Raw genomic sequence first — 25,103 nt, forward strand, 5'->3', positions numbered from 1 at the left:
GAGAACCATGCGAGCCGTCATCTGCCGCGGGCTGGACGATCCCAGCCAAGTCAGCGTCGAGACCTGCGCCGCGCCGCCTTTGCCGGCGGACAGCGTGCGCATCGAAGTGCATTCCTGCGGCGTGAGCTTCGCCAACCTGCTGGTGTTGCAGGGCAAGCACCAGAACCGGCCGCCGCTACCCCTGACGCCAGGCACCGAGGTGGCGGGCATCGTGCGGGAATGCGCCGCGGGCGTGACGCTGTTCCGTCCGGGCGACCGGGTGGTGGCCGGCGTGCAATCGGGCGGCTTTGCCAGCGAAGTGGTGGCGCCGGTCGACACGACATTCGCTCTGCCCGACGGGGTGGATTTCGATAGCGCCGTACAGTTTCCAACCATCTACGCCACGGCCTATGGCGCGCTGCGCTGGCGCGCGCATCTGCAGCCGGGCGAGACGGTGCTGGTGCACGGGGCCAGCGGCGGCAGCGGGCTGGCGGCCATCGAGATCGCCAAGCGGCTGGGCGCGCGCGTGATCGCGTGCGCCAGCACCCAGGCCAAGCTCGACGCGGCGCGGGCGCACGGCGCCGACCACGGGCACAACTACCGGGAAGGCGGCTTCCGCGACGCGGTGCTGGCCCTGACCGATGGGCGCGGCGCCGATGTGATCTTCGATCCGGTGGGCGGCAAGGTGTTCGAGGAGTCGTTGCGTTGTGTCGCGCCTGAAGGGCGCTTGATTCCGATGGGATTCGCTGGCGGCGACATTCCGCAGATTCCCGCCAACATCCTGCTGGTCAAGAACGCCACCGCGATCGGCATCTATTGGGGCTACTACATGGGCTGGGGCAGGGTGCCCGTCCCGCCCGAGCGCAGGGCGGCGGTGCGCGCCGCCTTCGCCACGATGTTCGATTGGGTCGTCGAAGGGGCGCTGAAACCCTACACCCAGCAGACCTACCCGTTGGAGGCATACGCGGCAGCATTGGCCGCGCTGGCCTCCCGCGAGGTCATCGGACGGGTCGCCTTGCATCCGCAGTCATCTTCCTGACCGCGAAACGCTGGCGCCCGCAATTCCAAAAGACAACAGAGCACACAAAGGAGTTGGAGACATGAAGCGATTGACCACCTTGCTCGCAGGCGCCGTGCTGGCGCTGGGCGCCCAGATCAGCCATGCATTTCCAGACAAGCCGATCCGGCTGATCGTCCCGTATCCCCCCGGCACGGGTACCGATACGCTGGCGCGCTACACCGCGCGCCAGTTGGAGGCCAAGCTGGGCCAGCCCGTGATCGCCGAGAACCGCCCAGGCGCGAGCGGCATTATCGCGACCCAGGCCGTCGTGTCGGCGGCGCCCGATGGCTACACGCTGCTGCTGGCGGCCAATGCGCCCGTGGCGACCAACGTCGCGGCGTTCGCCAAGCTGCCCTATGACCCCTTGGTCGACCTGGCGCCGGTGGCGGTGCTGGCGCAGGCGCCCATGGGCTTTTATGTTTACCAGGATTCGCCCTACAAGACGGTCGCGGACCTGGTGGCGGCCGCCAGGAAGGACCCGAAGAAGCTGAACTACGGGGCGGGCAGCGCCACCTACCAGATTGCCAGCGAATGGTTCCTGTCGCTGGCGCAGGCCAGCGCCAACGGCATTTCCTACAAGGGCGCGGGGCCGGCCTTGAATGATCTGGCGGGCAAGCAAGTTGACTTCGTGATCGCTGAGTACAGCGGCGCGCAGGCCCTGGTGCAGGCGGGCAAGCTGCGCTTGCTGGCCGTGACGACCGATAAGCGATTGGCCAGCGCGCCGGACGTGCCTACCTTGCAGGAACTGGGCTACAAGGACTTCTTCAAGGTGGCGTGGTGGGCCATGTTCGCGCCGGCCAAGACGCCCGCGCCGGTCGTGAAGACCCTGCAGGACGCGCTGCTGGAGATCTACGCCGATCCCAAGACGCAAGCCTTCCTGGCGCAGAGCAATTTCATCTCCTTCATTGGCGACGCAGCCGCGCTGGCCAAGTTCCAGAGGAAAGAGATCGAGCTTGAGATTGCCACGGCCCAGAGCGCCAACATCCCCAAGCAATAGCGCCCAGCCCACACGACAGGACGCTTCTCCATGAACATGCAAGCTACGCTCGCGTGGCCGTTCTTCGAGCCCCGGCATCGGGACCTGCTGCGGCAGGCCGACGCCTGGCTGGAGGCAAGGCCCGCCTGGACCGCACCGCAAAGCCGGGCGGAGATGGACGAGCAATGCCGGCGCCTGGTGGCCGGCATGGGCCAGGCGGGCCTGCTGGCTCACGCCGTGCCCGACCCGTTCGACGCCAGCGCCCGCATCGACACGCGCGCGGTCTGCCTGCTGCGCGACCGGCTGGCGCAACATGGGGCGCTGTTCGACTTCGCGTTCGCGATGCAGGGCCTGGGTTCGGCCGCCATTGCGCTGGACGGTACGCCCGCGCAGCGGCAACGGTATCTGGCTCCCGCCCGGGCAGGTCGCCGCATTGCGGCGTTCGCGCTGTCGGAGGCGCAGGCGGGTTCCGACGTGGGCGCCTTGTCGTGCGCGGCCAGGCAGGATGGCGACGCCTATGTCCTGGACGGCGAGAAAACCTGGATTTCCAACGGCGGCATCGCCGACCATTACGTCGTCTTTGCGCGCGATCCGCGCAGCGCCGGCGCCAAGGGGATATCGGCTTTCATCGTGGACGCGGATACGCCGGGACTGGAGATCGCGGAGCGCATCGACGTCCTATCCCCGCATCCGCTGGCCACCCTGAAGTTCACCGCCTGCCGTGTCGCGGGCGGGCAATCGCTGGGCGAGCCGGGGCAGGGCTTCAAGCTCGCGATGCGCACGCTGGATATCTTCCGGACCTCGGTGGGCGCGGCGGCGCTGGGCTTTTCGCGCCGGGCGCTGCAAGAGGCCACGCAGCATGCGCTGCAACGCGAGATGTTCGGCAAGACGCTGGCCGATTTCCAGCTGACCCAGGCCAGGTTGAGCCAGATGGCAACCCAGACCGACGCCTCGGCGCTGCTGGTCTATCGCGCCGCCTGGGCCCGCGATGCGGGGCAGGGTTCGTCGCGCGATGCGGCCATGGCAAAGCTGGCCGCCACCGAGCATGCGCAGCAGGTGGTGGATGCCGCCTTGCAGATGCATGGCGGGTTGGGCGTGCGGACCGGGCACATCATAGAGCAGTTGTACCGCGACGTGCGGGCGCTGCGCATCTACGAAGGCGCGACCGAGGTCCAGCATCTGATCATTGGACGCGATCTGTTGCGCGAGGCGCGCGAGCGGTCCGCGCCGGCGGCAGCCCTCCCATCCACTCCAGGCCCGAACAGGGCAACCCCTAACCAGGAACGAGCATGACAGGCCCTTTGTCCGGTATGCGCGTCATAGACGCCAGTAACTTCGTGTTTGGACCGATGGCGACCCAGTTGCTTGCCGACATGGGCGCCGATGTGATCAAGGTCGAGCCGCCGCAGGGCGACCCGATGCGCATGGTCGGCAAGTCGCGCAACGCCAGGATGGGATCGTTCTTCCTGAACCTGAACCGCGGCAAGCGCAGCGTGGTCCTGGACCTGAAAAATGCCGCCGATGTGGCGCGGCTGGACACATTGCTGGCCAGCGCCGACGTCTTCGTGCACAACATGCGGCCCGCGGCCGCCAGGCGCCTGGGCATAGACTACAACAGCCTGGCGCAGCGCCATCCGCGGCTGGTCTATGCCGTGGCTCTCGGTTTTCACCAGGACGGCCGCTACGCCGAGCGCCCTGCGTATGACGACGTGATCCAGGGCATGAGCGGCGTGGCCGGCCTGCATGCCAGGATGTATGGCGAGCCGGGCTTCATTCCGATGCTGTTCACCGACAAGCTCTGCGGCGTCTATCTGGCGGGCGCCATCGCGTCGGCGCTGGTGGCGCGAGCCGCCAGCGGGAAAGGGCAGCAGGTGGAGGTTCCCATGTTCGAAACCATGGCCTCTTTCAATCTGGTCGAACATCTGGCCGACAGCATCTTCAGCGGCTCGGAGACGGCGGCCGCGCCGCGCGGCTATGAGCGGGTCTTCAGTCGCTACCACCGGCCCTTGAAGACCCGCGAGGGCCATGTCTGCCTGGTCGCCAACACGGACGCGCAGTGGCAGCGCCTGTTCGCCTTGCTGGATCGGCCTGATTTGGCCGCCGACCCGCGGTTCCTGACCATGGGGGACCGCATCCGCCACGCCGAACCCTTGTACGAGGAAGTCAGCCGCAGCCTGCTGGAACGCGACGCGGCGGAATGGCTGGCGCTGTTCCTGGCGCACGACATTCCTGCGGGACCGGCCAACAATCTGGACGACTTGCTGCGCGATCCGCATCTGGCTGACGTAGGCTTCTTCGAGACCGTCGAGCACCCGACGGAAGGGGCGCTGCTTTGCGCGGCCACGCCGCTGCGGTTTTCGGCGAGCCCCAGAGCGTCCGCCGGCGCCGCGCCCGGGCTGGGCGAGCACAGCGCCGAACTGCTGGGCTAGGGGCCGCGCAGCGCTAAATCACGGATCATTCGGGCGGCTTCAGCCGCGACGGCACCTCGCCCACGTCGCTGCAGACCGCCAGCACTTCCGCGGGCTTCCTGCTCATCGACAGGTACACATGGCCGATGCTGCTGTCGAAGTAGGCGGTCTCCAGCTTGCCCAGCACGACGCTGTCGCCGTTCTCGAACTGGATGCGGACCTTGCCCGACAGCACCACCGCGAATTCCTGGCCCGGATGCCGGATGTAGTCCTCGAACTCGACCACCTTGCGCGAGTCGATGAGCGCCAGCATGGGCGTCATCTTCTTGCCGGGGTACTCGCCCATCAGCAGGCGGTAGTGGTAGTTCTCGGTGACGTAGTCGCGGGCGTCGCTGAGCTTGTTCTTGACGAAGGTGGGGGCGACGGCGGCCTGCGAGGCGTCCGGCAGCATGAACATGCGGGTCATGTCTATGCCCAGCGCGCCCGCCAGCGCGGCGAATTTCTCGTAGCTCAGGGCGATCTGCCCGAGCTCTGCTTTCGACAGCGTCGACACCGCGATGCCGCTGGCGCGGGACAGCGCCTGCAAGGTCATCTTGCGCGCCTTGCGCTCGGCCCGCAGGCGAGCGCCCATTTCTTCCTTGCCCACGATCTCGGGCGGGGATGTAGTGCCGGGTAGGGCCATGTAGCGATCTGGCAGGTAGGAGTTGGTTGGGGGCAGGGCCCGCAAGCCCCGCCGCGTATGCCGGATTGTAAGGGCTGGCGGGGCTCAGGCTGCCGTCCGGTTGAGGACGCGGCCGGCGTGCTGGCCGGTGAAGGACTGGTCCTCCCAGACGGGCGCGCCGTTGACGTAGACCGAGTGGATGCCCGCGGCGCGCTCGGTGGGGCGCTCGAAGGTGGCCGAGTCGGCCACGGTGGCGGGGTCGAAGACCACCAGGTCGGCGTAGTAGCCGGGCTGCACCTGGCCGCGCTCGGCCAGGCCGAACTTGGCGGCGGTCAGGCCGGTCATCTTCCAAACCGCGGTCTCCAGCGGGAACAGGCCCAGGTCGCGCGAGTAGTGCCCAAGCACGCGGGGGAAGGTGCCCCACAGGCGCGGGTGGGGGCGTTCGTCGTGGGGCAGGCCGTCGGACCCGATCATGGTGGGGCCGAACGCCAGGATGCGCTGCACGTCGGGTTCGTCCATCATGAAGTAGATGGCGCCGGCGGGTTGCAGCTCCGGCACCACGTCGTACTTGGACTTGCCGCGTTCGGCGGCGATTTCTTCCAGGTCGCGTCCGCTCAGCTCGGGATAAGGCTTGCACCAGGTAATCAGCGTGCGGCCCGCCAGCAGCACGCGGTCCTGCTTGAGCATGGTGGAGCCGGCCACGTAGGGATAGGCGTCCAGCGACACGTCCTGGCTGGCCATGGCGGCCTCGATCAGGGCCAGCGTCTCTTTGGAGCGGCCGAAGTTGGGCTTACCCATGACCTTGTGGTGCGAAATCACGACCGGCACGTCCAGTTCGCGGCCGATGCGGAAGGTTTCTTCCAGCGCCTCCACGATGTGCTCGCCTTCATCGCGCATGTGGGTGGCGTAGACGCCGCCATGCGTGCCCAGCGGGCGGCAGACCTCGATGATTTCCTCGGTGCTGGCATGGGCGGCGGGCGGGTAGAACGCGCCGGTGGAGATGCCTATCGCGCCACTGGCCAAAGCGTCGTCGGCCAGCGCTTGCATGGCCTGGATCTCTTCGGCCGTGGCTTCCCGCTTCAGGTCGGGCATGACGGCGGCGCGCAGGGTGGAATGGCCCACCATGCAGGCGGCGTTGACGGCCGCCGGCGTGGTGCGCAAGGCTTCCAGGTAGTCGGAGAAGCGCCCGAAGCGGAACGAGCCGCCCTCGTCCAGCAGGTCCAGCGGCGCGGGCGGGCTGGCGTGCGCCAACGGCGCCAGGCTGATGCCGCAGTTGCCGGTGACCACGGTGGTGACGCCCTGCGAGATCTTGGGCGTCATGTCACGATGCCTGAGCAGATAGTTGTCGTCGTGCGTGTGCGAGTCGATGAAGCCCGGCGACACCACTTTGCCCGCCACGTCGATGCGGCGGCGGGTGCTGCTGGTGCTCAGGTTGCCGACGGCGGCGATCCGGTCGCCGCGCACGCCTACGTCGGCAAGCCGGCCCGGCGAGTTGGTGCCGTCGATGACGGTGCCGCCGGCAAGGATGTAGTCGAACGGGGTGGCGTCGGTCTGGGACATGGGTATCTCCGGCTAGGCGTGGATGGCGAAATGGCAGGCGACCTGCTGTTCGGGGGCGATCTGGCGGGGTTGCGGCGTCTCTTCGGCGCAGCGTGGCTGCGCCAGCGGGCAGCGGGTGCGGAAGGCGCAACCCGAGGGCGGCGACAGCGGGCTGGGGATCTCGCCCTTGAGGACTTCCACGGGCTTGCGTTCGCCCTGGCGGGCCGATGGCACCGCGGCCAGCAGGGCGCGGGTATAGGGGTGGGCGGGGCGTTCGAAGATGGCTTCGCGCGTGCCGGTCTCGACGATCTTGCCCAGGTACATCACGGCGACACGGTGGCTGATGTGCCGCACCACGCTCAGGTCGTGCGAAATGAACACGTAGGTCAGCCCCAGGTCGCGTTGCAGGTCCATCAGCAGGTTGATGACTTGCGCCTGCACCGACACGTCCAGCGCCGACACCGGTTCGTCGCAGACGATCAGGCCCGGGTCCAGCGCCAGTGCGCGGGCGATAACGATGCGCTGGCGCTGGCCGCCGGAGAACTCGTGGGGATAGCGGTCGGCGGCATCCGGGCGCAGGCTGACGCGCGCCAGCAGCTGCGCGACGCGGTCGCGGATGGCGGCGCGGCCGTGGCCGAAGGCACGCAGCGGCTCGCCGATGATGTCGCGTACCCGCATGCGCGGGTTCATCGACGAGAACGGATCCTGGAAGATGAACTGCATGCGTTGGCGCATGGCGCGCAGTTCGCGGCTGTTCATGGCGGCCAGGTCGCGGCCTTCCAGCAGGATGCGGCCCTCGGTGGGATCGGTCAGGCGGATCAGGCATTTGCCGGTGGTGGACTTGCCGCAGCCGGATTCGCCCACCAGGCTCAGCGTCTGGCCGCGCGGCACCGACAGGGACACGCCGTCGACCGCGCGCAGCACCTTGGCGCCGCTGCCGCTGTCCACGGGGTAGTGCTTCTTCAAGCCGATGACTTCCAGCATGGGCGCAGCCTCGGCGGCGGGCGCGGCTACGGCGCTCGAAAGAGGAATGTCGTGCAGGTTCATGGCGGGCCTCAGGCGGTCAGGGCGGCGGGGGCGGGTTCGGCCGCGCGGGCCCAGCACCAGACGCGGTGGCGGCTGCCGGCGTCGGCGGCGGGCGGCGCCTGCTCGGTGCAGCGCGGCTGCGCTTCCGGGCAGCGCGCCGCGAAGGCGCAACCACGCGACTCGGGCGTCATGACCGGCACGATGCCGGGCAACTCGGCCAGCCGCGCCGTGTGGTCCTGGCCTGCGGCAAAGTCGGGGAGGGAGCGGATCAGCGCCTGGGTGTAAGGATGCTGGGCGTGGTCCAGGATGTCGTCGACGCTGCCTTCCTCTACTTTGCGCCCGGCGTACATCACGATGACGCGCTGGCATATCTGCGCCACCACGCCCAGGTCATGGGTGATCAGCACGATGGAGGTGCCCAGCCGTTGCTGGATTTCCCGCAGCAGGTGCAGGATTTGAGCCTGAATGGTGACGTCCAGCGCGGTGGTGGGCTCGTCGGCGATCAGGACCTTGGGCTGGCACGCCAGCGCCATGGCGATCATGGCGCGTTGGCGCATGCCGCCGGACAGCTGATAGGGATACTCGCGCACGCGGCGCGCCGGGTCGGATATCTGCACCAGCTCCAGCAGCGATTCGGCCTGCGCCATGGCCTCGCGCCGCGACAGACCCTGGTGCAGCATGAGCGATTCGCTGATCTGCTTACCCACCGTGAACACGGGGTTCAGCGAGGTCATGGGTTCCTGGAAAATCATCGAGATCTGGTTGCCGCGGATCGCGCGCATGGCTTTTTCAGAAAGCCCCAGCAGATCCTGGCCGTCGAACTCGATGCGGCCGCCGGCCACGCGTCCGGGGGCGCGCAAGAGGCGCATGATGGACAGGGACGTGACGCTCTTGCCGCAGCCGGATTCGCCGACCAGGCCCAGGGTTTCGCCGGGCATCAGGTCGAAGGAGAGCCGGTCCACGGCGACTACCGTGGTTTCGTCGCCGTCGAAACAGGTGGTGAGGTCATGCACGCGCAAGACAGGTTGAGTTTGCATGTGCGCTCCTACAGTTTCTTGGCCAGGCGGGGATCGAGCATGTCGCGCAGCCCGTCGCCCACCAGATTGACGGCCAGGACGGCCACGCCCAGGAACAGGCCTGGATACAGGATGATGTGGAAGGCCACGGCCACGAAGTTGCGGCCTTCGGCCATGATGTTGCCCCAGCTGGGGATGTGGGGCGGTATGCCCACGCCCAGGAAGCTCAATACGGCTTCGGTCAGGATGGCGGATGCCGCGATGAAGGTGGCCTGCACCATCAGCGGCGCGAACAGGTTGGGCAGGATGTGGCGCAGCAGGATCGCGGGCACGCGCGTTCCGGACGAAATCGCGGCCTCGATATAAGGCTGCTCGCGTATCGTCAGCACCAGCGCCCGCACCAGCCGCACCACGCGCGGCACTTCCGGGATGACGATGGCAATGATCACGGTGCCCAGGCCGCCCTTCAGGGTGGCCATCAGGGCGATGGCCAGCAGTACCCCGGGTATGGCCATCAGGCCGTCCATGATGCGCATGATGAAGGCGTCGATGCGGCGGAAGTAGCCCGCCGCCATGCCCAGGGCCACGCCGGCGACGGTGGAGACCACCGCCACCACGATGCCGACCACCAGCGAGACGCGGGCGCCCCAGACGGTGCGGGAATAGACGTCGCGGCCCAGCGCGTCGGTGCCGAAGAAGTGTTCGGACGAAGGCGGCTTCATGCGCGCCAGCGGATTGATGTCCTGCGGGTCGACGGTGGCCAGCCAGGGCGCAGCCAGCGCGATCGCGGCCAGGGCCAGCAGGATGGCGCCGCCGATATACAGCATGGGATGGCGGCGCAGCGCGCGCAGGATGCGGCGGTGGCGCGGCCGCCGCGCGGGCAGGGACAGGGTATCGGTAGTCATGCGTAGCCCCGGTTCAATAGCGGATGCGCGGATCGAAGAGCCGGTAGCTCAGGTCGACCAGCAGGTTGATCAGGACATAGATGCCCGAGGCCACCAGCAGCACGCCCTGGATGACGGGGTAGTCATGGCGCAGCACGGCATCGATGGTGAGGCGGCCCAGGCCGGGAATCGCGAACACGGTTTCCGTGACCACCACGCCGCCGATCAGCAGGGCCACGCCCACGCCGATGGTCGTGACGATGGGATTGGCGGCATTCTTCAGCGCATGCCACACGATGGGGCCCGCCGCCAGGCCCTTGGCGCGGGCAGTGCGGATGTAGTCCTCGGACAGGGCTTCCAGCATGGTGGCGCGCGTCATGCGCGTGAGCAGCGCCATATAGACCAGGCCCAGGGACAGACAGGGCAGCACCAGATGGCGCAGGTAGGGCACCACGCCGTCCGCCAGCGGCTTGTAGCCCTGCACCGGCAGCCAGCCCAGCTTGATCGAAAACCCATAGACCAGGCTGTAGCCGATCAGGAACACTGGCACCGAGAACGCGCAGACCGCGCCTATCATGACCAGCCGGTCCAGCCAGCGCCCCGCGTGCCAGGCCGCCAGCACGCCCAGCGGAATCGCCACGATCACCGCGAACAGCATCGTGAAGATGGCGATGGACAGCGTCGGCCCCATGCGCTGGCCGATCAGCTGCGAGACCGGCATCTGCGTCGACATGGACGTACCCAGGTCACCGGTGGCGATGTGGCTGACCCAGATGCCGAACTGCTGAAGCAGCGGCTTGTCCAGCCCCAGGTTCTGGCGGATCTTCTCCACGTCGTCGGCGGTGGCGTTGTCGCCCGCGATCACGGCCGCGGGATCGCCCGGCGACAGATGGATCAGCAGGAACACCACGACCGCGACCACGGCCATGACAGGAATGACGGCCGCGATGCGGCGCAATATGTATTTCACGCTGGTTTCCCCCCGGCTTGCGGCCGGACGCAAGCGGCGTCCGGCCCCTGCCTTACGGCTTCTCGATGTTCCACATCACCGGGATGCCGGTCTTCAGCAGCTCGGTGTGCGTGAGGCCGCGGAACGCGGACACGGGCTTGAACTCGCCCCACATGACGTAGGGCACGCTTTGGTAGGCGCGCGCCTGCATCTGCGCGGCGATGTCCTTGCGCTTGGCCGGGTCCGTTTCGCGGATCCAGCTGGTGCGCAGCGCGTCGAGCTCCTTGTCGCAGGGCCAGCCGGGCAGGCTGTTGCCGCAAGCGGCCGACATCCAGGGGTTGGTCACCGGCGTGCTGGCGTCGTAATAGCCGCCCCAGGTCAGGAACACGTTCCAGCCGCCTTGCGCCGGCGGATCCTTCTTCAGGCGGCGTCCGGCCAGCGAGGCCCAGTCCATGGATTGCAGGTCGACGTTGATGCCGGCCTTCTTCATGTTCTGCGTCAGCACCATGACGGCGGGCGCGCTCAGGTGGTCCGTGGGATACAGGATCACGACCTTCTCGCCCTTGTAGCCGGCCTCCTGCAGCAACTGCTTGGCGCGCGCCGGATCGGTCTTGGCGTAGGGCGCCGCGCCCGCGTCGCTGGCCAGGGGCGAGCCGCAGACGAAGAGGCTGGGGCAATAGTCGACGCGGTATTTCTCCGGGTAACCCATGGCCGACAGCATTTCTTTCTGGTTCACCAGGTGGTACAGCGCCTGGCGCGCAAGCGGGTTGTCGAACGGCGGATGCAGCGAATTTAGGATGACCATGCCCTGCGTCGCGACAGACGTGTTCAGGGTGATGTCCTTATTGGTTTCCAGGACGGGCAGGAAGTCGGGCGTGGTCTGTTCGATCATGTCGACTTCGCCGTTCATCAGGGCGGCGGTGGCCGTGTTGCCGTCGGGGATGTAGACCCATTCGACCCGGTCCACCTTGACGTTCTTGCCGCCCGCCAGGCCGTCGGCCGGTTCGGCGCGCGGCACGTAGGCCGGGTTCTTCACGTACACGACCTTGTTGCCCGGCACCCATTCGTCGCGCTTGAAGAGGAAGGGACCCGAGCCGACCATTTCGGTGACCTGGGTGTTCGGGTCCGTCATGGCCAGGCGCTTGGGCATGATGAAGGGAGGCATGCCGGAAGGCTTGGACAAGGCGTCCAGCACCAGGCCGAACGGCTCCTTGAGCGTCAGGGTGAAGGTGTTGTCGCCGGTGGCGGCGAGTTCGGCGCCGGCGGCCATCATGGCTTGGCCCAGCGTGTCCTTCTTGGCCCAGCGCTGGATCGACGCCACGCAGTCCTCGGCCTTGACCGGCGTGCCGTCGTTGAACTTCAGGCCGGCACGCAAGGTGAAGGTCCAGGTCTTGCCGTCCTCGGACGTGGTCCAGCTATCCACCATCTGCGGCTTGACCTGGCCGCGGCTGTCCTGCGAGAACAGGGTGTCGAACACCATGTAGCCGTGGTTGCGCGTGATGTAGGCCGTATTGAACAGCGGGTCCAGCGTCTTGAGGTCCGCGTGCGGCACCAGGCGCAGGGTCTTGGTCTGCGCCAGCGCGCCGGTGGCGGCTCCCATGGCCAGCAGGGCGGCTGCGCCCAGCAAACTGAAACGTCTGATCATTGTTATCCCCTTGGTTATTCCTGCGCCCATGCCGGGCGGTGATGGATCGCGCCTCAGGCCGTGAACGGCCACTTCGGCAATTTGCGCTTGGTGTAGGGCAGCGCGTTGTAGTCGGTCGTGATGGCGCCCGGCGTCTCCACGTAGATGACGTGGCGGCCAACCTTCGAATACGAGGCGTAGAAGTGCTGCGACGATTTCACGATGACGAGCTTCATGGCCTGCAGGTCCACGCCGAACTGCGTGAACAGGTCGGTGCCCATGGCCTGGGTGCGGTTGGTGGTCAGCGCGAGGGTCACGCCCTGGCTGCGCACGATGGCGGTGTCGCCCAGCAGCGCGGGCGTGCCGGCCAGTCCAGTCATGACGGCATCGCGCTTGAGCGCCAGGATTTCGCAGTCCAGGTCCAGCGGCTGGCCGGACACTGGCGCGACCTTGCCGCCGATGCGCAGCTGGATGCGCGCGCCCGCGCCGGCCTCGAAACAGAGCTGCACGGCCACCGGGTCCCAGAACGGGCCGGTTGCGACGTCGCTGATGCCGCGCGCCAGCACGCGCTCCAGGATGAAGGTGGCGTCGCTGGGCGCGCCGCCGCCGGCGTTGTCGGCGGAATCCGCCAGCACCACCGGAAAGTCGTTCAGCGCCAGCGCCTGGTCCAGCGCTTCGTCGGCGCCGGGATAAGGCGGCGCCAATTGTTCGCGAAAGCCGATGATCTCTTCGCCCAGCGCGCGTGCCAGGGCTTCGGCCTGGGCCTGGTCGCCGTCGGTGTAGACCAGCACCTTGGAACCCATGTCGGGCGTGTCGCCCCAGGGGAAGCCATGCGCGATGGATACCGACAGCACGCCTTCCTTGCCCTCCATGGCGAGCAGGCGGTCCACGAAGCTGCGCATGGGTTCGCGGCTGGTGTGCATGATGGAAATCATCTCGCAGTCGTATACGGCGCGCGTGGGTTTGATGCGGCCTTCGGCCCGGGCCACGCACAGGTCCACTAGGTCGTAGGCGCGTTCCAGGATGTCGGTGTGCGGATACTCCTTGAAGCAGACCAGGAAGTCGGCGCTTTCCACCATGTCTGCCGTCATGTGGCAATGCGGATCCAGTTCGGCGCCGATCACGGCATCGGGACCGACGATCTCGCGCGCGCGGCGCAGCAGGTCGCCTTCGCAATCGTCATAGCCGTCGGCCACCATGGCGCCGTGCAGGCCGAACAGGGCGATGTCGACCTTGCCCGCGCGGCGCAAATCGTCCAGCAGTTCGTCGCGCAGGGTTTCGTAGGCGTGGCGGGTGGTGATGCCGGCTGGCGTCGCGCCCGCGGTCAGACCCTCTATCAGGGTCCAGTCCTTGCCCTGCGCGCGCTGGCGCGCCGCCCACAGCGGTCCCGAGAACATCTGCATGCGGTCCGGATGCTGGCCCGCGGGGTAATAGCCGCGAGCCCGGTAGGCGGACAGCCCGGTCGGGATGGGAGAGAAGGTGTTCGTCTCGGTCGCCAGGGACCCGGAAAATATTTTCATGCTGCCGCTCCGCGTAAGGGTGTGCTCAGGGGGGCGCAGGCGTTGCCGCGAGCGCGAGGGAAAGGCCGCACCGCCCGGCGTCGGCCCGGCGGCGTCAAGCAATCGAACCGGCCCGCGTTGCGGGCTCAGGCTTCGGACACTGGGCCCGGCGTGTAGCCGCCGTGGGTCGCCGCCGCGCCCAGCCAGGCCTGCACTTCGATCTCCACGTCCACGCCCATGGCCAGCTTGGCCTCGACCGTCGAGCGCGAGGGGAAGTCAGAGGAAAAATGGCTGCGGTAGGCGTCGTTGAACTGTGCGAACAGTTCCAGGTCCGTCAGCCACACCGTGACGCGCACCACGTCCTTGAGCGTGGCGCCGGCCAAGGCCAGCGTTTCCTTGATGCGCTCGATGGCGGCATGGGTCTGGACGGTGATGTCGCCGCGCACGACCTGGCCGTTGGCGTCCATCGGGATCTGGCCCGACAGGAACAAAAAGCCGCCGGCCTGGGTGGCGCGGGAGAACGGCAGGGGCAGGGGGCTGGGATAACGGGCTATGGTGGTCATGATGGACTCTCGCAGGCAAGGGGGAGGTTCAGCGCAGGCGCGCGGGACGCACGGCTTCGGCATCCACGCCGTGCGCATGCAGATGGGCCGGCAGCGGCTGGCGCGTGAGCAGCGCAGCGGCCAGTTCGGAGGTCGCCGCAGCCGTCTGGATACCATAGCCGCCTTGCGCCGCCAGCCAGAAGAAGGCGGGCGCATCGGCGTCCCAGCCGACCACGAAATCGCCGTCGCGCACAAAGGAGCGCAGGCCGGCCCAGGTGTGCTTGGGGCGGCGGATGGTGAGCGAGGTCGCGGTTTCGATGCGGTAGATGCCGGTGGCCACGTCCAGTTCTTCCGGCACCACGTCGTGCGCGGCGACCGGATCGGCGTTGGCCGGAGAACCCAGCAACTGGCCGGCGTCGGGCTTGAAGTAATAGCTTTCGTCGACCCCGACCACCGCCGGCCAATGGGCAAAGTCCACGTCCGGCGGACCGGAGAACGTAAAGGCGGTGCGCCGGCACGGCTGCAGGCCGACCGGCGAGGCGCCGCAGAGGGCCGCGGCGTGGTCCGCCCAGGCACCGGCGGCGTTGACCAGCGCCCGCGCCCGCAGGCTGCGGCCGTCGGACAAGGTCAGCGTCCAGACGCCGTCCGCGTGCGCGGCCGACACGACTTCGGCTTGGTTGTGCAGCACCGCGCCCTGGCGCGTCATGCCGCGCAGGAACCCCTGATGCAGGGCATGCACGTCGATGTCGCGGGCGTCCGGTTCCTCGATGGCGCCGCAGATCTGCTCGCCGCGCAGGCAGGGCACGCGTTCGACGGCCTGGGCGGCGTCGATCAGCGTCACATTGGGCGATTGGCTGCGGAAATCGTCGTACACCTCGCGTAGCAGGTCCTGCTGCTCGGGCGTGGCGATGTACAGCACGCCGCGCGGGCTGAGCAGCGGATGCTCGCTGAAGCCCTGCGGCGGATTTTCATAGAAGGCGCGGCTGGCGCGGGTGAGCGCCTTGATCTGGGCCGTGCCGTAGGTTTCCATGAACATGGCCGCGGACCGGCCGGTGGAGTGGTAGCCCGGCTGGGCCTCGCGTTCCAACACGGCGACCGAGGCCGTGGCGCTCAGGCGGTAGGCCACGGAAGCGCCGGCGATGCCGGCGCCGATCACGGCGTAATCGTATAGGGGTTCTGCTGTCATTTTGTCGGAAGCGAGAATTCTCTTATTTGATAATTCTCGAATACGATAGTTTTTTGACGGCAGACAAGTAATAGGGGAAAGCCCCGATAGAGGAGCTCAGGGGGTCAGGTCAAGCGCGTGCCATTGGGAACCTGGTCGTCCGGCACCGCCAGCACGATGCCGCCGGTTTCGTCCGCGAAACCCAGCACCAGCACCTCGGATTTCATTGGCCCGATCTGGCGCGGCGGGAAATTCACCACCGCCATGACCCGCTTGCCGGCCAGTTCTTCCAACGTGTAGCGCGCCGTGATCTGCGCCGAACTTTTCCGGATGCCCACGCCCGCGCCGAAATCTATCGTCAGTTTGTAGGCGGGTTTGCGCGCCTCGGGAAAGGCCTGCGCCGATTGGATGGTGCCGATGCGGATGTCGACCTTGAGGAAGTCGTCAAAGCCGATGTCCGCGGCGGCTGGGCTGTTCGGGTCCTGGATGTAGTGCACGCTGAGTCCTTTATTTGGGCTGTCTCTTGTCTGGCACCGAGCCGATTTGGTTCATGAACAGAACAGTTTGTTCTGCTTGATAGGGTGTTTTTTTGGCTCTGGTACGTATTCGGAACAATCGTGGGTCGTTAGAATTCCTCAAGCATTTTCCCCTATCTACTCGTCGGAAGGCCATATCGCCATGAGCAACGCTTATCTGGACGCCCTCAAGCAGCGTCGCACGCAGTATTCGCTGGGCCGCAACCTGTCGATCTCCAAGGAGGAACTGACCTCCCTGATCCAGGACGCAATCAAGCACAGCCCCTCGTCGTTCAATTCGCAAAGCTCGCGCGCCGTGATCCTGTTCGGCGCCGAGAGCGAAAAGCTCTGGAACATCGCCATCGAAGAAGTGCGCAAGGTTGCGCCGGCCGAGAGCTTTGCCCAGACCGAAGCCAAGCTCAAGAGCTTCGCCGCGGGCGTGGGTACCGTGCTGTTCTACGAAGACCAGGGCGTGGTGCAGGGCCTGCAGGAAAAATTCGCGTTGTACGCGGACAACTTCCCGGTCTGGTCCGAGCAGGCGGGCGGCATGGCCCAACTGTCGGTCTGGAGCACCCTGGCCAACGCCGGCGTGGGCGCCAGCCTGCAGCACTACAACCCGCTGATCGACGGCCCTGTCGCGCGTGAATGGAACGTTCCGGCCTACTGGAAGCTGCGCGCGCAGATGCCGTTCGGCTCCAACGAAAACGGCTTCGGCGAAAAGGCGTTCATGGACGACGCCGAGCGTTTCCGCGTAGCCGGCTGAGGTGTTGGCGCGCCCTCAACGGCGCCCAAATGAAAAGCCCGCATTTCCCATCGGGAAATGCGGGCTTTGTTTTTCGGCGCGCCTGCAGCCGGGTTCGTCCGCAGGAGCGATGGAGGACGTCAGAGAATGACGCCTCCCGCCGAATCTATCTTCTGATCGGACTTCGGCGGCGCGGCTCGTTTGGGCGGTGTTTTCTTGGCCGGCTGGGCGGGCGGGGCGGCCATGCGGGCAATCGAGCCCTTGGCAATGGATTCCAATTGGCCGTTTACCACGGCGCCATAGGCCACTTTCGCCTTGATTTCGCCGATCTTGATCGAGGCCACCTTTTCTTCGGTTGCGCCGAGTTTCTCGCCGGTGTCGGGATCGACCAGTTCCTCGCCAGTGGCGTAGATGTCGTAGACCTGACCTTCGTTCACGCTGCCCATGCCGCGGTTGATGATCACGCGGCCGTTCTGCACTGCCACGACTTTGGCCGGGTTCACGATCTCAATGATGTCGCCAACCATCTTGCCTTGGAATTGTTCCATTGCCGCGCTGATCTTGTTGCCGCCCGAGGCAAACGAGGCCGAGTCCGACCACTTCACGGCGCGGGTCGCAGCCTCGACCAGGGTGTAGCGTACTGAGGCGCGCGTGGCTTGCGAGACTTCGCGGGTGGATTCGCCGGTGAGCTCGACGTTGTTTTCCTGGACCCGCGTCGAAACGCTGGCTTGCGTCAGGTCGATGATCAACAGGAAATCCGCCCCTGCCGCCTGGCCCAGACGGGCGCGCTGCTGGTCGGATACGTTGTCGCTGGCCAGGAAGTCGTTTTCCTTTTCGAAGGCGGCGTCATTGCTGCGGTCCAGAACGGTGAAGCGTCCGCTCTTGACCAGCTTGTCGGTAACCGATTGGCGCATGTCCGCCGACAGGGCGCTGCGGCGCAACTTGCCGGTCGTGACGATGGCGATGCTGTCGCGTTCCAGCTTGGGAGATTTTGCCTGGTACTCGAACTTCTCGATCGTTACCGACAATTCGACCATGCAGCCTTTGCTGCCGCCGCACTCCTGCTTGGTCACCGAGTAACCTTTCACCTTGCCCTGCGCGCGCACGTCATTCGTGCTGCCGACGCCTGCCTCGACCGTCGTCTTGCTGGACGCCTGGGCTTGCGCCGAGGCGCTGGCATTCAGGGTCTGCTCGTTGTTGGTGACCGTATCCTTGATCAAGCCGCTGTCCGTGTTCTGCTCGGTGCGCTTGGCGTCGAGTTCAGCCGAGGCTTGGCCTTCGGCATCCCGTTTGACCTGTACGTAGGCTTTCGGGCTGGCCGAGCGCGTTGCAACGGCGGCGCCATTGACTTGCTTGATGGCATTGCCCAGGGCCGATTCGACGGCCTGCTCGAAGGTGTCGCCGTACCCGACCGCGGGCACCGTGACATCTTCGGCGCTTGCCGCGTGGGCGACGCAGAACACTGCCGCGCCCAAAATCCATTTCTTCATCATGAATCTGCTCTTGAAAAAAAGACCGCCTGCTGCAGGCAGGCGGCCTATTCGTCCATGACCCTTACCAGGTCACCGTGCGGTTGTCGCCGCGCTTGATGATTGCTTCTTCGCCTTCCCAGTAAGCCAGACCGTTGTCCAGGTTGGTGAGCGTCAGCTGGAAGTAGTAATCGACTTGCTGCGTGCGGCTATCGACGCGGTTGTTGCGCTGCAGGATCTTGCCCGACAGCGAAAAGTCCGGGGCGACCACGCGGCCGTCCTTCTTCACGGTGGCCTGATTGACCATCTTCGAGCCCTTCAACGCGCGCGATTTTGCGGTCATTGCGTCTTCGGGACCGTTCAGGCCGACAGCCGTCGTGATGACGAAGCGGCCAGAGTTGAGCAGGCTCACGCGAATCTTCTTGGTCAACTGGTCGGTGTCGATGCGTTGCGCCGTGTCGTTGGTGAGATTGGACATCGCGATCACGAAACGTCCGCCCTGGGCAGCCTTCGGGTGCACCATCAATGGCGAGTTCAGCATGTCGTTGACCATCTTGTTGGCCGCCGATTCGAAGTCCTTGTAGTCCAGCCCCATCACCGCGACGTTATCGGTCTTCTGGTTGACGTATTGGGTCGTGGGTGCGCAGCCCGCCAGCGTTGCCGCCAGCAAGGCGGCCGTAAGAGAAAGCTTTACGCTCATGGTGTTCCTAGTAGATCGTTATTTGGAGGCCAGAATGTCGACGCGAGGCGGAATAGCGGCATTCAGGGCTCGCACATACACGACTACCGGTCTTTTTTCCTGGGGTAGATCGACCACGATGTCTTCATGGCCGGGGACGCCCAGCGTCAGCTGGTTCGACTGGGGATAAGGCACGTTCATCAGCTGGAAGTTGTGCGGCAGCGTCGACCACGAACGCAGGTCGGCTTGCGTCGAAATAGCCTGCGCTATCCCGGCCAACGTCCCCAGTAGCGGGCTGGAGTCGTTCAGCTGCTTCTGCAGCACGGTCTTGGCCGTGGCGCGCGCGATTTCCTTGATCAGGATGGCGTTGAAACGGGTCTTGAATTCGCCGCGGATGATGGTGTCCATGTCCGCCAGGACTTGCGTTTGTTGACGTCCAGCGCTCAGGTAAGGGTAGGCGGGCGTGCCTTCGCGCATGACCGGAAGGGCAATGCCGGTGTACTTGATGTTGCCGCTTACCAGGAACAGGGGCAGGTCGATCCGCAATTGCTCCTTGTGCGCAGCCGTGCCGTTCTCGAAGACGATCCAGACCGCGGGCTTGAGCTTGCCGCCCTTGGACTGGGCTGCCGCAGCGTCGATCTTGACCTGCGTATTCTTGGTCAGCGCATACGCGCGCTCCAGGCTGGTGCGTGCCTTATCGGCATCAGCCTGCCCTTCGCCGTTGATCAGAAAGTACAGGCCATGCAGGTAGAGCGCGGCCGGGTTGACGTAACCGGCGTAAGGCGTCCACTGGGACAAGTCGACGCCGGCCTTGAGCAGGGTCTCGTCCGTGCCGGACAGGCTGCGGTTGACCAGGTCGGAGTTTTCGCCCTCTTTCAGCTCATCGCGCTGCTTGCTGATTTCGGCCTCGAAATGTTCAGCTGCGCGACGCTGGCGGTCATCGCTGCGGTTCCATTCGACACGCGCGTTGGCATGGTCGCCCAACTGCCAGAAATTCAAAGCCTTGTAGGTATTGAGCATGACCGTGTCGTACACGGCCGGAGCGTAGGGCAGTACGTTGTCATTGGCCACGAGCGACAGGGCATGATTGCCGACACTGGCCGCCACATTGCGCGTGTCGTCGTCCTTCATCAACTCTTCGGCGCCGTCCAGCATTTGCGTGGACCGCTCGGGCAGGCCGCTTTGCCGCAAGAGGGTTCCGGCTTCCAGGGCCCAAGGCAGATCCGTCGGAGCGGCGCCTTCGGGACCTGCCGCCAGCACCGCGTTACTGGTGGCTGCAGGCAGATTGCCGCCAGCCAGATCCCGTGAAAAGTCCTTTCGTGCTTGAGGGTTGGCGCAACCCGCCAACACCACGGCCAAGCCTGCAACAGCAGCCCACTTCATTGCTTCTCCACAAGTGTGATTAAATATTATTAGTTGTGAAATTGTTATTCATTTATTCACATTTAATCACAATGTAAACATATTAGCAATTTTGTGACTATTTTTGTTTTATTTTGTCTTATTTTTGGGCGTCATTATCAATAGTCGTCGTAGTTCCAACGCCGACGGCGGTTTAGCCGGTAGTGCGATCGATGAAGGCAAGCAAGGAGAGTCCGCTCCCAGGCGATCAAGGCGATGCGGGAGCGGATTATCTAGAGATTCGGAAGGCCGCGGTTTCCGGGAGACCGAAGGACGCGGTGCCTTATGTATTTGCCGTCAGGCAGTCCGGCCTCAATCCGTTTTCCAACCCCACTTCTTGAAGATCGCCCGGCCTTCGGGCGCGGTCAGGAAGTCGACAAAGGCCTGCGCCTGGGCATTGCCCTTGCCTTTTTTGGTGACGACGGCGCCCGCGTCGCGATAGATGCGGTATGGCTCTTCCACCTCGACCACGCCGGCCAGTTCCGGGTTCGACACTTGCCAGATGTTCCAGATCAGCCAGGCGTCTATGGTCTTGTCCTCGGTCCATTGGGTACGCGCCTGGGCGCTGTTGCCGGCTTCGGGCAGCACCAGGTTGGCGCGGAAGGCACGCACGGTCTCGATGTCGCCCAACCGGCCCGCCACGTCTTCCCATAGTCCGGTCTGTCCCGCACCGGACACAGCCATGACCTTGACGCCCGGTTTGAGCAGATCCTTGAAGCCCTTGATGGCCTTGGGATTGCCCGGGCGCACCAGGATGGCCGAGGGCCTCAGGTACAGCGTGCGGGCCTCGCGCAATTCGAACACGCCCGGCAGCGCCGTTGCGAAGCCGCTCATCATGTTCTCGGCGCCGCTGTAGATCACGTCGGCGTCCTGCTTGGCCTTGTCGGCCCAGGCGGGCGTCGGGCCTGCGGTGACGGCAACGTCGATGCCGTGCAGCTTGCCGAACGCCGCAGCCGCTTCCTTCATCGCTGGTGCGGGCCCGCCCGGTCCGTACACGTTCAGGCCGGGAGCGGCCCAGGCACTGCCGGCCGCGGTGCAAGCCAGGGCAATGCCGCAGGCAAGGGATCTGATCGACTTCATATCAATACTTCCGTTCTGCGCCGTGAGGCCGGTTGCGATAACCGGCGTGATCGGCTGGTTGATCCATAGCGCGCCGCGAGGTTTCCAATGCGGCTCGCCACCCGGTAGACGCGCAACAGAAGGGGAATATTCCGGCGAGGACGTTGCAGAGGGTAGAACTCTGTTTCCAGTCTGTTAAAAAGTCCCGTGCAAAATTGCAGCCTTGCCGCCGCCTCGCGATGGACGACGACACAGTCTTCAGGCATCAAGACAATGCGAGGCGCATCCTCACGAGAAACTTCACATGAAATCTGGAATCACCGCAGGCCGCTTGTTGTGCGTGGCGGGGCTGTTCGCGCTTGCCGCGCCCGCATACGCGATCGATTGCGCGAAAGCCGCAAGCGCCGTGGAAAAGCTGATCTGCTCGGACCGTAAGACCGTGTCGGCGGATGCCGAGCTGAACCGCGCTTACGCCGCCCTACTGAAGCAGGCGCCTGATGGCGATATCCGCGCCATGCTGGCGCACAACCAGAAGCGCTGGATCGCGGCGCGCGACGAGGCGCTCGCGAACCTGATCCAGGATCCGGGCGCGGTTCCAGAGGGCAAGACGGCTGCCGCAGTCGCCCGCGAGCTGATCCGTGACCGCACGGCCGAACTCCAGACCACGCGCAAGGGCGCTGCGCTGCCGGACCTCATCAGCCGCGCGGTCAGCCAGCAGCAGTTCCAGGCGCAATTCACCGGCGGCGCTTACGCCGGCTACTCGACTTCATGCGACTTCTTGCCGGGCGAACACGCCTACTATGGCTGCTTCGCGACGCGGCATTACCAGAACAAGGACCGCATCTGCTCCGTCGACGAGTACTGGGCCACGGGCAGCGTCTATACCAAGCGCTATGTCGCCAACGTGGTGGATGGCAAGCCCCAGTTGGCGGCGTCGTGCTCGTTCAGCAGCTCGGACGAGGCATGCTCCGATACCATGGGCGAGACCAAATGGAACATGAAGCCGCAACAGCCGGACTTTTCCTATCCCGCCAAGCCGCTGCCCAAGATCGATGGAGAGATCATGGGCGACGACGATTACGAATGGGCCCGGGCGTGCCTGACCGGCGCGGCCTATCCGCAAGCCAATTAAGCGCGGAGTGCCTCGCAAGGGCGGCAGGCCGGATGCCGGCGAGATTTCATGATGATTTCCGCACTTTGCCGGCAGGAAGGGGTGGTGTTCGCAATACTTGCAGTATTTTGCGGGTAATGTGTCGAATGGTAATGTCTGGGTGAGGGCCGCGGACACCCGCCTGCGGGCCGCAGCCGCGCCTGTTGCAGGAGAGGAAATCCGGTCGTGCGCGCGTCGTTTATCGCGTTTTTCAGGCCGGATCTACCGCAAGATTTTGAAACCGACTGGACGGCGCCGAGTCCAAAACGTCCATTCTGCGAACGTAGAATCCGCTTTTCATCAGTGCCATCCGGCTGACAGGAACGAATCATGAAGAAAACCATCCTCCTTGCGTCCGTATGCGCCGCGCTGCTGCAAGCTTGCGCTCCGACCTCCTCTCCCCGTGAAGGATCGTCCTCCATGCCCACTACCGCCACTACGCCCGCCAGTTCCGACGTGAATCTGCCCGCCTATTACTGGCGCCTGGCTTCCGCCACCGACGCGGCTGGCAAGCCCATTGCCGCGCTCCAGGCCGGCGTCGAACACCAGTTGCGCCTGTCGTTCTCGCAGGACGCCCTGAACATCCGCGGCGGCTGCAATGCGCAGTTTGGCGGCTACACCTACAAGAACGGCGTGCTGCAGGTGGCCAACCTTGCGTCGACCATGAAGGCCTGCGACCAAAGCTTGATGCGCCTGGACGCCGAAATCGGCCAGCGCATGAAGGGCGAATTGCGCGCCACGTTCAGTGGACACGCCTCCGAACCCGGGTTGGAGCTGGTCGCGCAGGACGGCAGCGTCCTGAAGTTTGTCGGTGAACCCACGCCCGAGACCCTGTACGGCAGCGCTGGCGAAATCATGTTCCTGGAAGTGGCCGCGAAGAAGACCGAGTGCAGCCATCCGCTGATTCCCAACTATCAATGCCTGATGGTGCGCGAACGCCGCTACAACGAAGCCGGCGTGCAGCAGCCGACCAAGGACAAGTGGCATCCGCTGTATCAGTCCATCGAAGGCTTCCAGCACCAGGACGGCGTGCGCACCGTGCTGCGCGTGAAGCGCTACGACTGGAAGAACCCGCCGGCGGACGCGCCCAAGCAGGTGTATGTGCTGGACATGGTGGTGGAGCAGGACGCGTCGAAGAAGTAAGACGCCAGCTCCACCTGGATAGCCCGATTGCGCCCGGCCCCTGGAGACAGCGGCCGGGCGCAGTCATTTCACCCGGCGCGGGCACAATATTGTAAATTATAGTTATTCTCATTTATAACCGTGCGTCTTCATGGCCGCCTCCGACCCCTCTCCGCGGCACCCCCTGCACACGCTGTACCAGGAACATCAAGGCTGGCTGCAGGGCTGGCTGCGTAAAAAGTTGGGATGCGCCTTCGACGCCGCCGACCTGGTGCACGACACCTACCTGCGTGTACTGGCCCGCCGTGAACCTGGCGACATCCGCGAGCCGCGCTCCTATCTGGCGACCATCGCGCACGGCCTCATGGTCAACCACCTGCGGCGCAGGGATCTCGAACGCGCCTATCTGGAAACGCTGGCGCACCTGCCCGAAGCGCAGTCGCCGTCGCCCGAGTCGCGCGCCATGGCGCTTGAAGCCTTGTGCGAGATCGATGCCATGCTGGACGGCTTGCCCGTCGCGGTGCGGCGCGCATTTCTGCTTTGCCAGCTTGAAGGCCTGACACACGCGGACATCGCCAAGACCTTGGGGGTGTCGGTCGGCTCGGTGCGGCTGTACATCGCCCGCGCCCTGAGGCAATGCCTGGAATTCGCGCCATGAGCGCCGGCGAAGCAGGGCGCATCGACCCGCAAGCGCTGGACGGCGCGGTGGAATGGTTTCTGCGGCTGACCTCGGGCGCCGTCAGCCAGGCAGACCGGGAAGCATGGCAGGCCTGGCGCCAGGCCGATCCCGAACACGAGCGCGCCTGGCAGCGCACCGAAGCCTTGACGCGCCGTTTCGAGGCGTTGCCCAAGGGCATGCTGCCGGTGCTGGGGCGACCGCGCTCATCCGCCCGCCGGGCTGCGCTGGGCAAGCTGCTGGTGCTGATCGGCGCCGGGGGGGCTATCGGTTACGCCCAGGTCGATGAGGCCTGGCGCGGCTGGGTGGCGCAGTACCGCACGCCGGTCGGCGCGCGGCGCGAGGTGCTGTTGGCGGACCATAGCCGCGTAGTGCTCAATGCCGCCACGGCCATGGACGTGCTGTTCGATGCGCAGCAGCGGCTGATTGCCTTGCACGGCGGCGAAATCCTGATCGAAACGTCTCCAGACCCGCAGCAGGTTGCGCGGCCCTTCATCGTGCGTACCCGCGAAGGCAGCATCACCGCGCTGGGCACGCGCTTCGTGGTCAGACGCGACGACGGCGTATCGGCGGTGCAGGTGCTGGAAGGCGCCGTGCGCGTGGCGCTGCCAGGGGCGCCAGCGGATGCGGCGCGCATCGTGCCGGCGGGCATGGGCTTGCGCTTCACCAGCGGGCATATCGACGGCGCCGAAGCGCTGGTTGGCGATCCCTCGGCTTGGCAGCGCGGCATGCTGCAGGTCGACAGCATGCCCTTGAGTGAATTCCTGCGCGAATTGCAACGCTACCGCAAGGGCTGGATCGATTGCGCGCCCGAAGTGGCGCATCTGCCCATTTCCGGCGCTTTCCCGCTGGCCGAACCCGACCGGGTGCTGGCCACGGTGGCTGACACCCTGCAGCTCGGCCTGCGCTATCGCACCCGTTACTGGGTGTCGCTAGTGCCGCGCGGCGAGACTATTTTGTAA

The 25,103-nt window shown here is 65.7% G+C and carries 24 protein-coding genes; 9 read left to right on the plus strand and 15 right to left on the minus strand.

What is annotated here, in order from left to right; genetic code table 11:
- The first annotated feature begins 7 nt into the window (after positions 1-7).
- The 4 genes from AXYL_RS06460 to AXYL_RS06475 all read left to right on the plus strand — a co-directional run bounded on the left by AXYL_RS06460 (position 8) and on the right by AXYL_RS06475 (position 4,444).
- A complete protein-coding gene (locus tag AXYL_RS06460; RefSeq protein ID WP_013391987.1) occupies positions 8-1,018 on the plus strand; it encodes an NADPH:quinone oxidoreductase family protein in 1,011 nt (336 codons plus the stop codon).
- Positions 1,019-1,079: 61 nt separating this feature from the next.
- A complete protein-coding gene (locus AXYL_RS06465; protein ID WP_013391988.1) occupies positions 1,080-2,036 on the plus strand; it encodes a Bug family tripartite tricarboxylate transporter substrate binding protein in 957 nt (318 codons plus the stop codon).
- A 30-nt stretch (positions 2,037-2,066) separates the two neighbouring features.
- Entirely contained in the window at positions 2,067-3,308 is a 1,242-nt protein-coding gene (locus AXYL_RS06470; protein ID WP_013391989.1) for an acyl-CoA dehydrogenase family protein, read from the plus strand.
- Entirely contained in the window at positions 3,305-4,444 is a 1,140-nt protein-coding gene (locus AXYL_RS06475) for a CaiB/BaiF CoA transferase family protein (protein ID WP_013391990.1), read from the plus strand. Before AXYL_RS06470 ends, AXYL_RS06475 begins: the two co-directional genes overlap by 4 nt.
- A 25-nt stretch (positions 4,445-4,469) precedes the next feature.
- Here AXYL_RS06475 and AXYL_RS06480 read toward each other — a convergent pair whose 3' ends face one another.
- The 11 genes from AXYL_RS06480 to AXYL_RS06530 all read right to left on the minus strand — a co-directional run bounded on the left by AXYL_RS06480 (position 4,470) and on the right by AXYL_RS06530 (position 15,825).
- Positions 4,470-5,105: a helix-turn-helix domain-containing protein gene (locus AXYL_RS06480; protein ID WP_041652551.1), complete on the minus strand. Its 636-nt coding sequence runs from the start codon at positions 5,103-5,105 to the stop codon at positions 4,470-4,472.
- Between the two features lie 84 nt (positions 5,106-5,189).
- Positions 5,190-6,644 carry an N-acyl-D-amino-acid deacylase family protein gene (locus AXYL_RS06485; RefSeq protein WP_013391992.1) on the minus strand — a complete coding sequence of 485 codons (1,455 nt, stop codon included), beginning with the start codon at positions 6,642-6,644 and terminating at the stop codon, positions 5,190-5,192.
- Positions 6,645-6,656: 12 nt separating this feature from the next.
- On the minus strand, positions 6,657-7,670 hold the full coding sequence (locus tag AXYL_RS06490) for an ABC transporter ATP-binding protein (protein ID WP_013391993.1): 1,014 nt from the start codon (positions 7,668-7,670) through the stop codon (positions 6,657-6,659).
- 8 nt (positions 7,671-7,678) lie between these two features.
- On the minus strand, positions 7,679-8,686 hold the full coding sequence (locus tag AXYL_RS06495; protein WP_013391994.1) for an ABC transporter ATP-binding protein: 1,008 nt from the start codon (positions 8,684-8,686) through the stop codon (positions 7,679-7,681).
- 8 nt (positions 8,687-8,694) lie between these two features.
- Complete coding sequence (locus tag AXYL_RS06500) at positions 8,695-9,570, minus strand: ABC transporter permease (protein ID WP_013391995.1); 876 nt, start codon at positions 9,568-9,570, stop codon at positions 8,695-8,697.
- A gap of 13 nt (positions 9,571-9,583) precedes the next feature.
- Positions 9,584-10,519, minus strand: coding sequence for an ABC transporter permease (locus AXYL_RS06505; RefSeq protein WP_013391996.1), 936 nt, complete (start codon positions 10,517-10,519; stop codon positions 9,584-9,586).
- Between the two features lie 52 nt (positions 10,520-10,571).
- Entirely contained in the window at positions 10,572-12,143 is a 1,572-nt protein-coding gene (locus tag AXYL_RS06510) for an ABC transporter substrate-binding protein (protein WP_013391997.1), read from the minus strand.
- Between the two features lie 53 nt (positions 12,144-12,196).
- Positions 12,197-13,642, minus strand: coding sequence for a M81 family metallopeptidase (locus AXYL_RS06515; RefSeq protein WP_013391998.1), 1,446 nt, complete (start codon positions 13,640-13,642; stop codon positions 12,197-12,199).
- Positions 13,643-13,767: 125 nt separating this feature from the next.
- Positions 13,768-14,184, minus strand: coding sequence for a RidA family protein (locus AXYL_RS06520; RefSeq protein WP_013391999.1), 417 nt, complete (start codon positions 14,182-14,184; stop codon positions 13,768-13,770).
- Positions 14,185-14,212: 28 nt separating this feature from the next.
- The gene (locus tag AXYL_RS06525) at positions 14,213-15,349 is read right to left on the minus strand and encodes an NAD(P)/FAD-dependent oxidoreductase (RefSeq protein ID WP_013392000.1); all 1,137 of its coding nucleotides are present in this window, start codon (positions 15,347-15,349) and stop codon (positions 14,213-14,215) included.
- Positions 15,350-15,453: 104 nt separating this feature from the next.
- A complete protein-coding gene (locus AXYL_RS06530) occupies positions 15,454-15,825 on the minus strand; it encodes a tRNA-binding protein (RefSeq protein ID WP_013392001.1) in 372 nt (123 codons plus the stop codon).
- Between the two features lie 181 nt (positions 15,826-16,006).
- Between AXYL_RS06530 and AXYL_RS06535 the strand changes: the two genes are divergently transcribed.
- Positions 16,007-16,606 (plus strand): nitroreductase family protein, encoded by a 600-nt coding sequence (locus AXYL_RS06535; protein ID WP_013392002.1) that lies wholly within the window; start codon positions 16,007-16,009, stop codon positions 16,604-16,606.
- A 119-nt stretch (positions 16,607-16,725) separates the two neighbouring features.
- On the opposite strand, the gene AXYL_RS06540 is transcribed toward AXYL_RS06535, so the two are convergent.
- The 4 genes from AXYL_RS06540 to AXYL_RS06555 form a co-directional block, all read right to left on the minus strand.
- Positions 16,726-18,078, minus strand: a complete 1,353-nt coding sequence (locus AXYL_RS06540) for a curli production assembly/transport component CsgG family protein (protein ID WP_013392003.1) — start codon at positions 18,076-18,078, stop codon at positions 16,726-16,728.
- A gap of 61 nt (positions 18,079-18,139) precedes the next feature.
- Positions 18,140-18,754: a penicillin-binding protein activator LpoB gene (gene lpoB / locus AXYL_RS06545; RefSeq protein ID WP_013392004.1), complete on the minus strand. Its 615-nt coding sequence runs from the start codon at positions 18,752-18,754 to the stop codon at positions 18,140-18,142.
- Positions 18,755-18,772: 18 nt separating this feature from the next.
- Positions 18,773-20,116, minus strand: coding sequence for a COG3014 family protein (locus tag AXYL_RS06550; protein WP_013392005.1), 1,344 nt, complete (start codon positions 20,114-20,116; stop codon positions 18,773-18,775).
- Positions 20,117-20,446: 330 nt separating this feature from the next.
- On the minus strand, positions 20,447-21,214 hold the full coding sequence (locus AXYL_RS06555) for an extracellular solute-binding protein (RefSeq protein ID WP_013392006.1): 768 nt from the start codon (positions 21,212-21,214) through the stop codon (positions 20,447-20,449).
- 283 nt (positions 21,215-21,497) lie between these two features.
- Here AXYL_RS06555 and AXYL_RS06560 point away from each other — a divergent pair, with 283 nt between their 5' ends.
- The 4 genes from AXYL_RS06560 to AXYL_RS06575 all read left to right on the plus strand — a co-directional run bounded on the left by AXYL_RS06560 (position 21,498) and on the right by AXYL_RS06575 (position 25,103).
- A complete protein-coding gene (locus tag AXYL_RS06560; protein WP_013392007.1) occupies positions 21,498-22,325 on the plus strand; it encodes a lysozyme inhibitor LprI family protein in 828 nt (275 codons plus the stop codon).
- A gap of 438 nt (positions 22,326-22,763) precedes the next feature.
- On the plus strand, positions 22,764-23,486 hold the full coding sequence (locus tag AXYL_RS06565) for a DUF4377 domain-containing protein (protein ID WP_041652570.1): 723 nt from the start codon (positions 22,764-22,766) through the stop codon (positions 23,484-23,486).
- Positions 23,487-23,616: 130 nt separating this feature from the next.
- Positions 23,617-24,123 (plus strand): sigma-70 family RNA polymerase sigma factor, encoded by a 507-nt coding sequence (locus tag AXYL_RS06570; protein ID WP_013392009.1) that lies wholly within the window; start codon positions 23,617-23,619, stop codon positions 24,121-24,123.
- A complete protein-coding gene (locus AXYL_RS06575) occupies positions 24,120-25,103 on the plus strand; it encodes a FecR domain-containing protein (RefSeq protein WP_013392010.1) in 984 nt (327 codons plus the stop codon). The genes AXYL_RS06570 and AXYL_RS06575 overlap by 4 nt, the downstream gene beginning before the upstream one ends.

It is taken from the genome of Achromobacter xylosoxidans A8, assembly GCF_000165835.1.
GTDB lineage: Bacteria > Pseudomonadota > Gammaproteobacteria > Burkholderiales > Burkholderiaceae_B > Achromobacter > Achromobacter xylosoxidans_B.

Bases quoted from the DNA above. Each gene is read 5' to 3' on its own strand.
- AXYL_RS06460 (WP_013391987.1), top strand. From the start codon at position 8: ATGCGAGCCGTCATCTGCCGCGGGCTGGACGATCCCAGCCAAGTCAGC.
- AXYL_RS06465 (WP_013391988.1), top strand. From the start codon at position 1,080: ATGAAGCGATTGACCACCTTGCTCGCAGGCGCCGTGCTGGCGCTGGGC.
- AXYL_RS06470 (WP_013391989.1), top strand. From the start codon at position 2,067: ATGAACATGCAAGCTACGCTCGCGTGGCCGTTCTTCGAGCCCCGGCAT.
- AXYL_RS06475 (WP_013391990.1), top strand. From the start codon at position 3,305: ATGACAGGCCCTTTGTCCGGTATGCGCGTCATAGACGCCAGTAACTTC.
- AXYL_RS06480 (WP_041652551.1), bottom strand. From the start codon at position 5,105: ATGGCCCTACCCGGCACTACATCCCCGCCCGAGATCGTGGGCAAGGAA.
- AXYL_RS06485 (WP_013391992.1), bottom strand. From the start codon at position 6,644: ATGTCCCAGACCGACGCCACCCCGTTCGACTACATCCTTGCCGGCGGC.
- AXYL_RS06490 (WP_013391993.1), bottom strand. From the start codon at position 7,670: ATGAACCTGCACGACATTCCTCTTTCGAGCGCCGTAGCCGCGCCCGCC.
- AXYL_RS06495 (WP_013391994.1), bottom strand. From the start codon at position 8,686: ATGCAAACTCAACCTGTCTTGCGCGTGCATGACCTCACCACCTGTTTC.
- AXYL_RS06500 (WP_013391995.1), bottom strand. From the start codon at position 9,570: ATGACTACCGATACCCTGTCCCTGCCCGCGCGGCGGCCGCGCCACCGC.
- AXYL_RS06510 (WP_013391997.1), bottom strand. From the start codon at position 12,143: ATGATCAGACGTTTCAGTTTGCTGGGCGCAGCCGCCCTGCTGGCCATG.
- AXYL_RS06515 (WP_013391998.1), bottom strand. From the start codon at position 13,642: ATGAAAATATTTTCCGGGTCCCTGGCGACCGAGACGAACACCTTCTCT.
- AXYL_RS06520 (WP_013391999.1), bottom strand. From the start codon at position 14,184: ATGACCACCATAGCCCGTTATCCCAGCCCCCTGCCCCTGCCGTTCTCC.
- AXYL_RS06525 (WP_013392000.1), bottom strand. From the start codon at position 15,349: ATGACAGCAGAACCCCTATACGATTACGCCGTGATCGGCGCCGGCATC.
- AXYL_RS06535 (WP_013392002.1), top strand. From the start codon at position 16,007: ATGAGCAACGCTTATCTGGACGCCCTCAAGCAGCGTCGCACGCAGTAT.
- AXYL_RS06540 (WP_013392003.1), bottom strand. From the start codon at position 18,078: ATGATGAAGAAATGGATTTTGGGCGCGGCAGTGTTCTGCGTCGCCCAC.
- lpoB (WP_013392004.1), bottom strand. From the start codon at position 18,754: ATGAGCGTAAAGCTTTCTCTTACGGCCGCCTTGCTGGCGGCAACGCTG.
- AXYL_RS06550 (WP_013392005.1), bottom strand. From the start codon at position 20,116: ATGAAGTGGGCTGCTGTTGCAGGCTTGGCCGTGGTGTTGGCGGGTTGC.
- AXYL_RS06555 (WP_013392006.1), bottom strand. From the start codon at position 21,214: ATGAAGTCGATCAGATCCCTTGCCTGCGGCATTGCCCTGGCTTGCACC.
- AXYL_RS06560 (WP_013392007.1), top strand. From the start codon at position 21,498: ATGAAATCTGGAATCACCGCAGGCCGCTTGTTGTGCGTGGCGGGGCTG.
- AXYL_RS06565 (WP_041652570.1), top strand. From the start codon at position 22,764: ATGCCCACTACCGCCACTACGCCCGCCAGTTCCGACGTGAATCTGCCC.
- AXYL_RS06570 (WP_013392009.1), top strand. From the start codon at position 23,617: ATGGCCGCCTCCGACCCCTCTCCGCGGCACCCCCTGCACACGCTGTAC.
- AXYL_RS06575 (WP_013392010.1), top strand. From the start codon at position 24,120: ATGAGCGCCGGCGAAGCAGGGCGCATCGACCCGCAAGCGCTGGACGGC.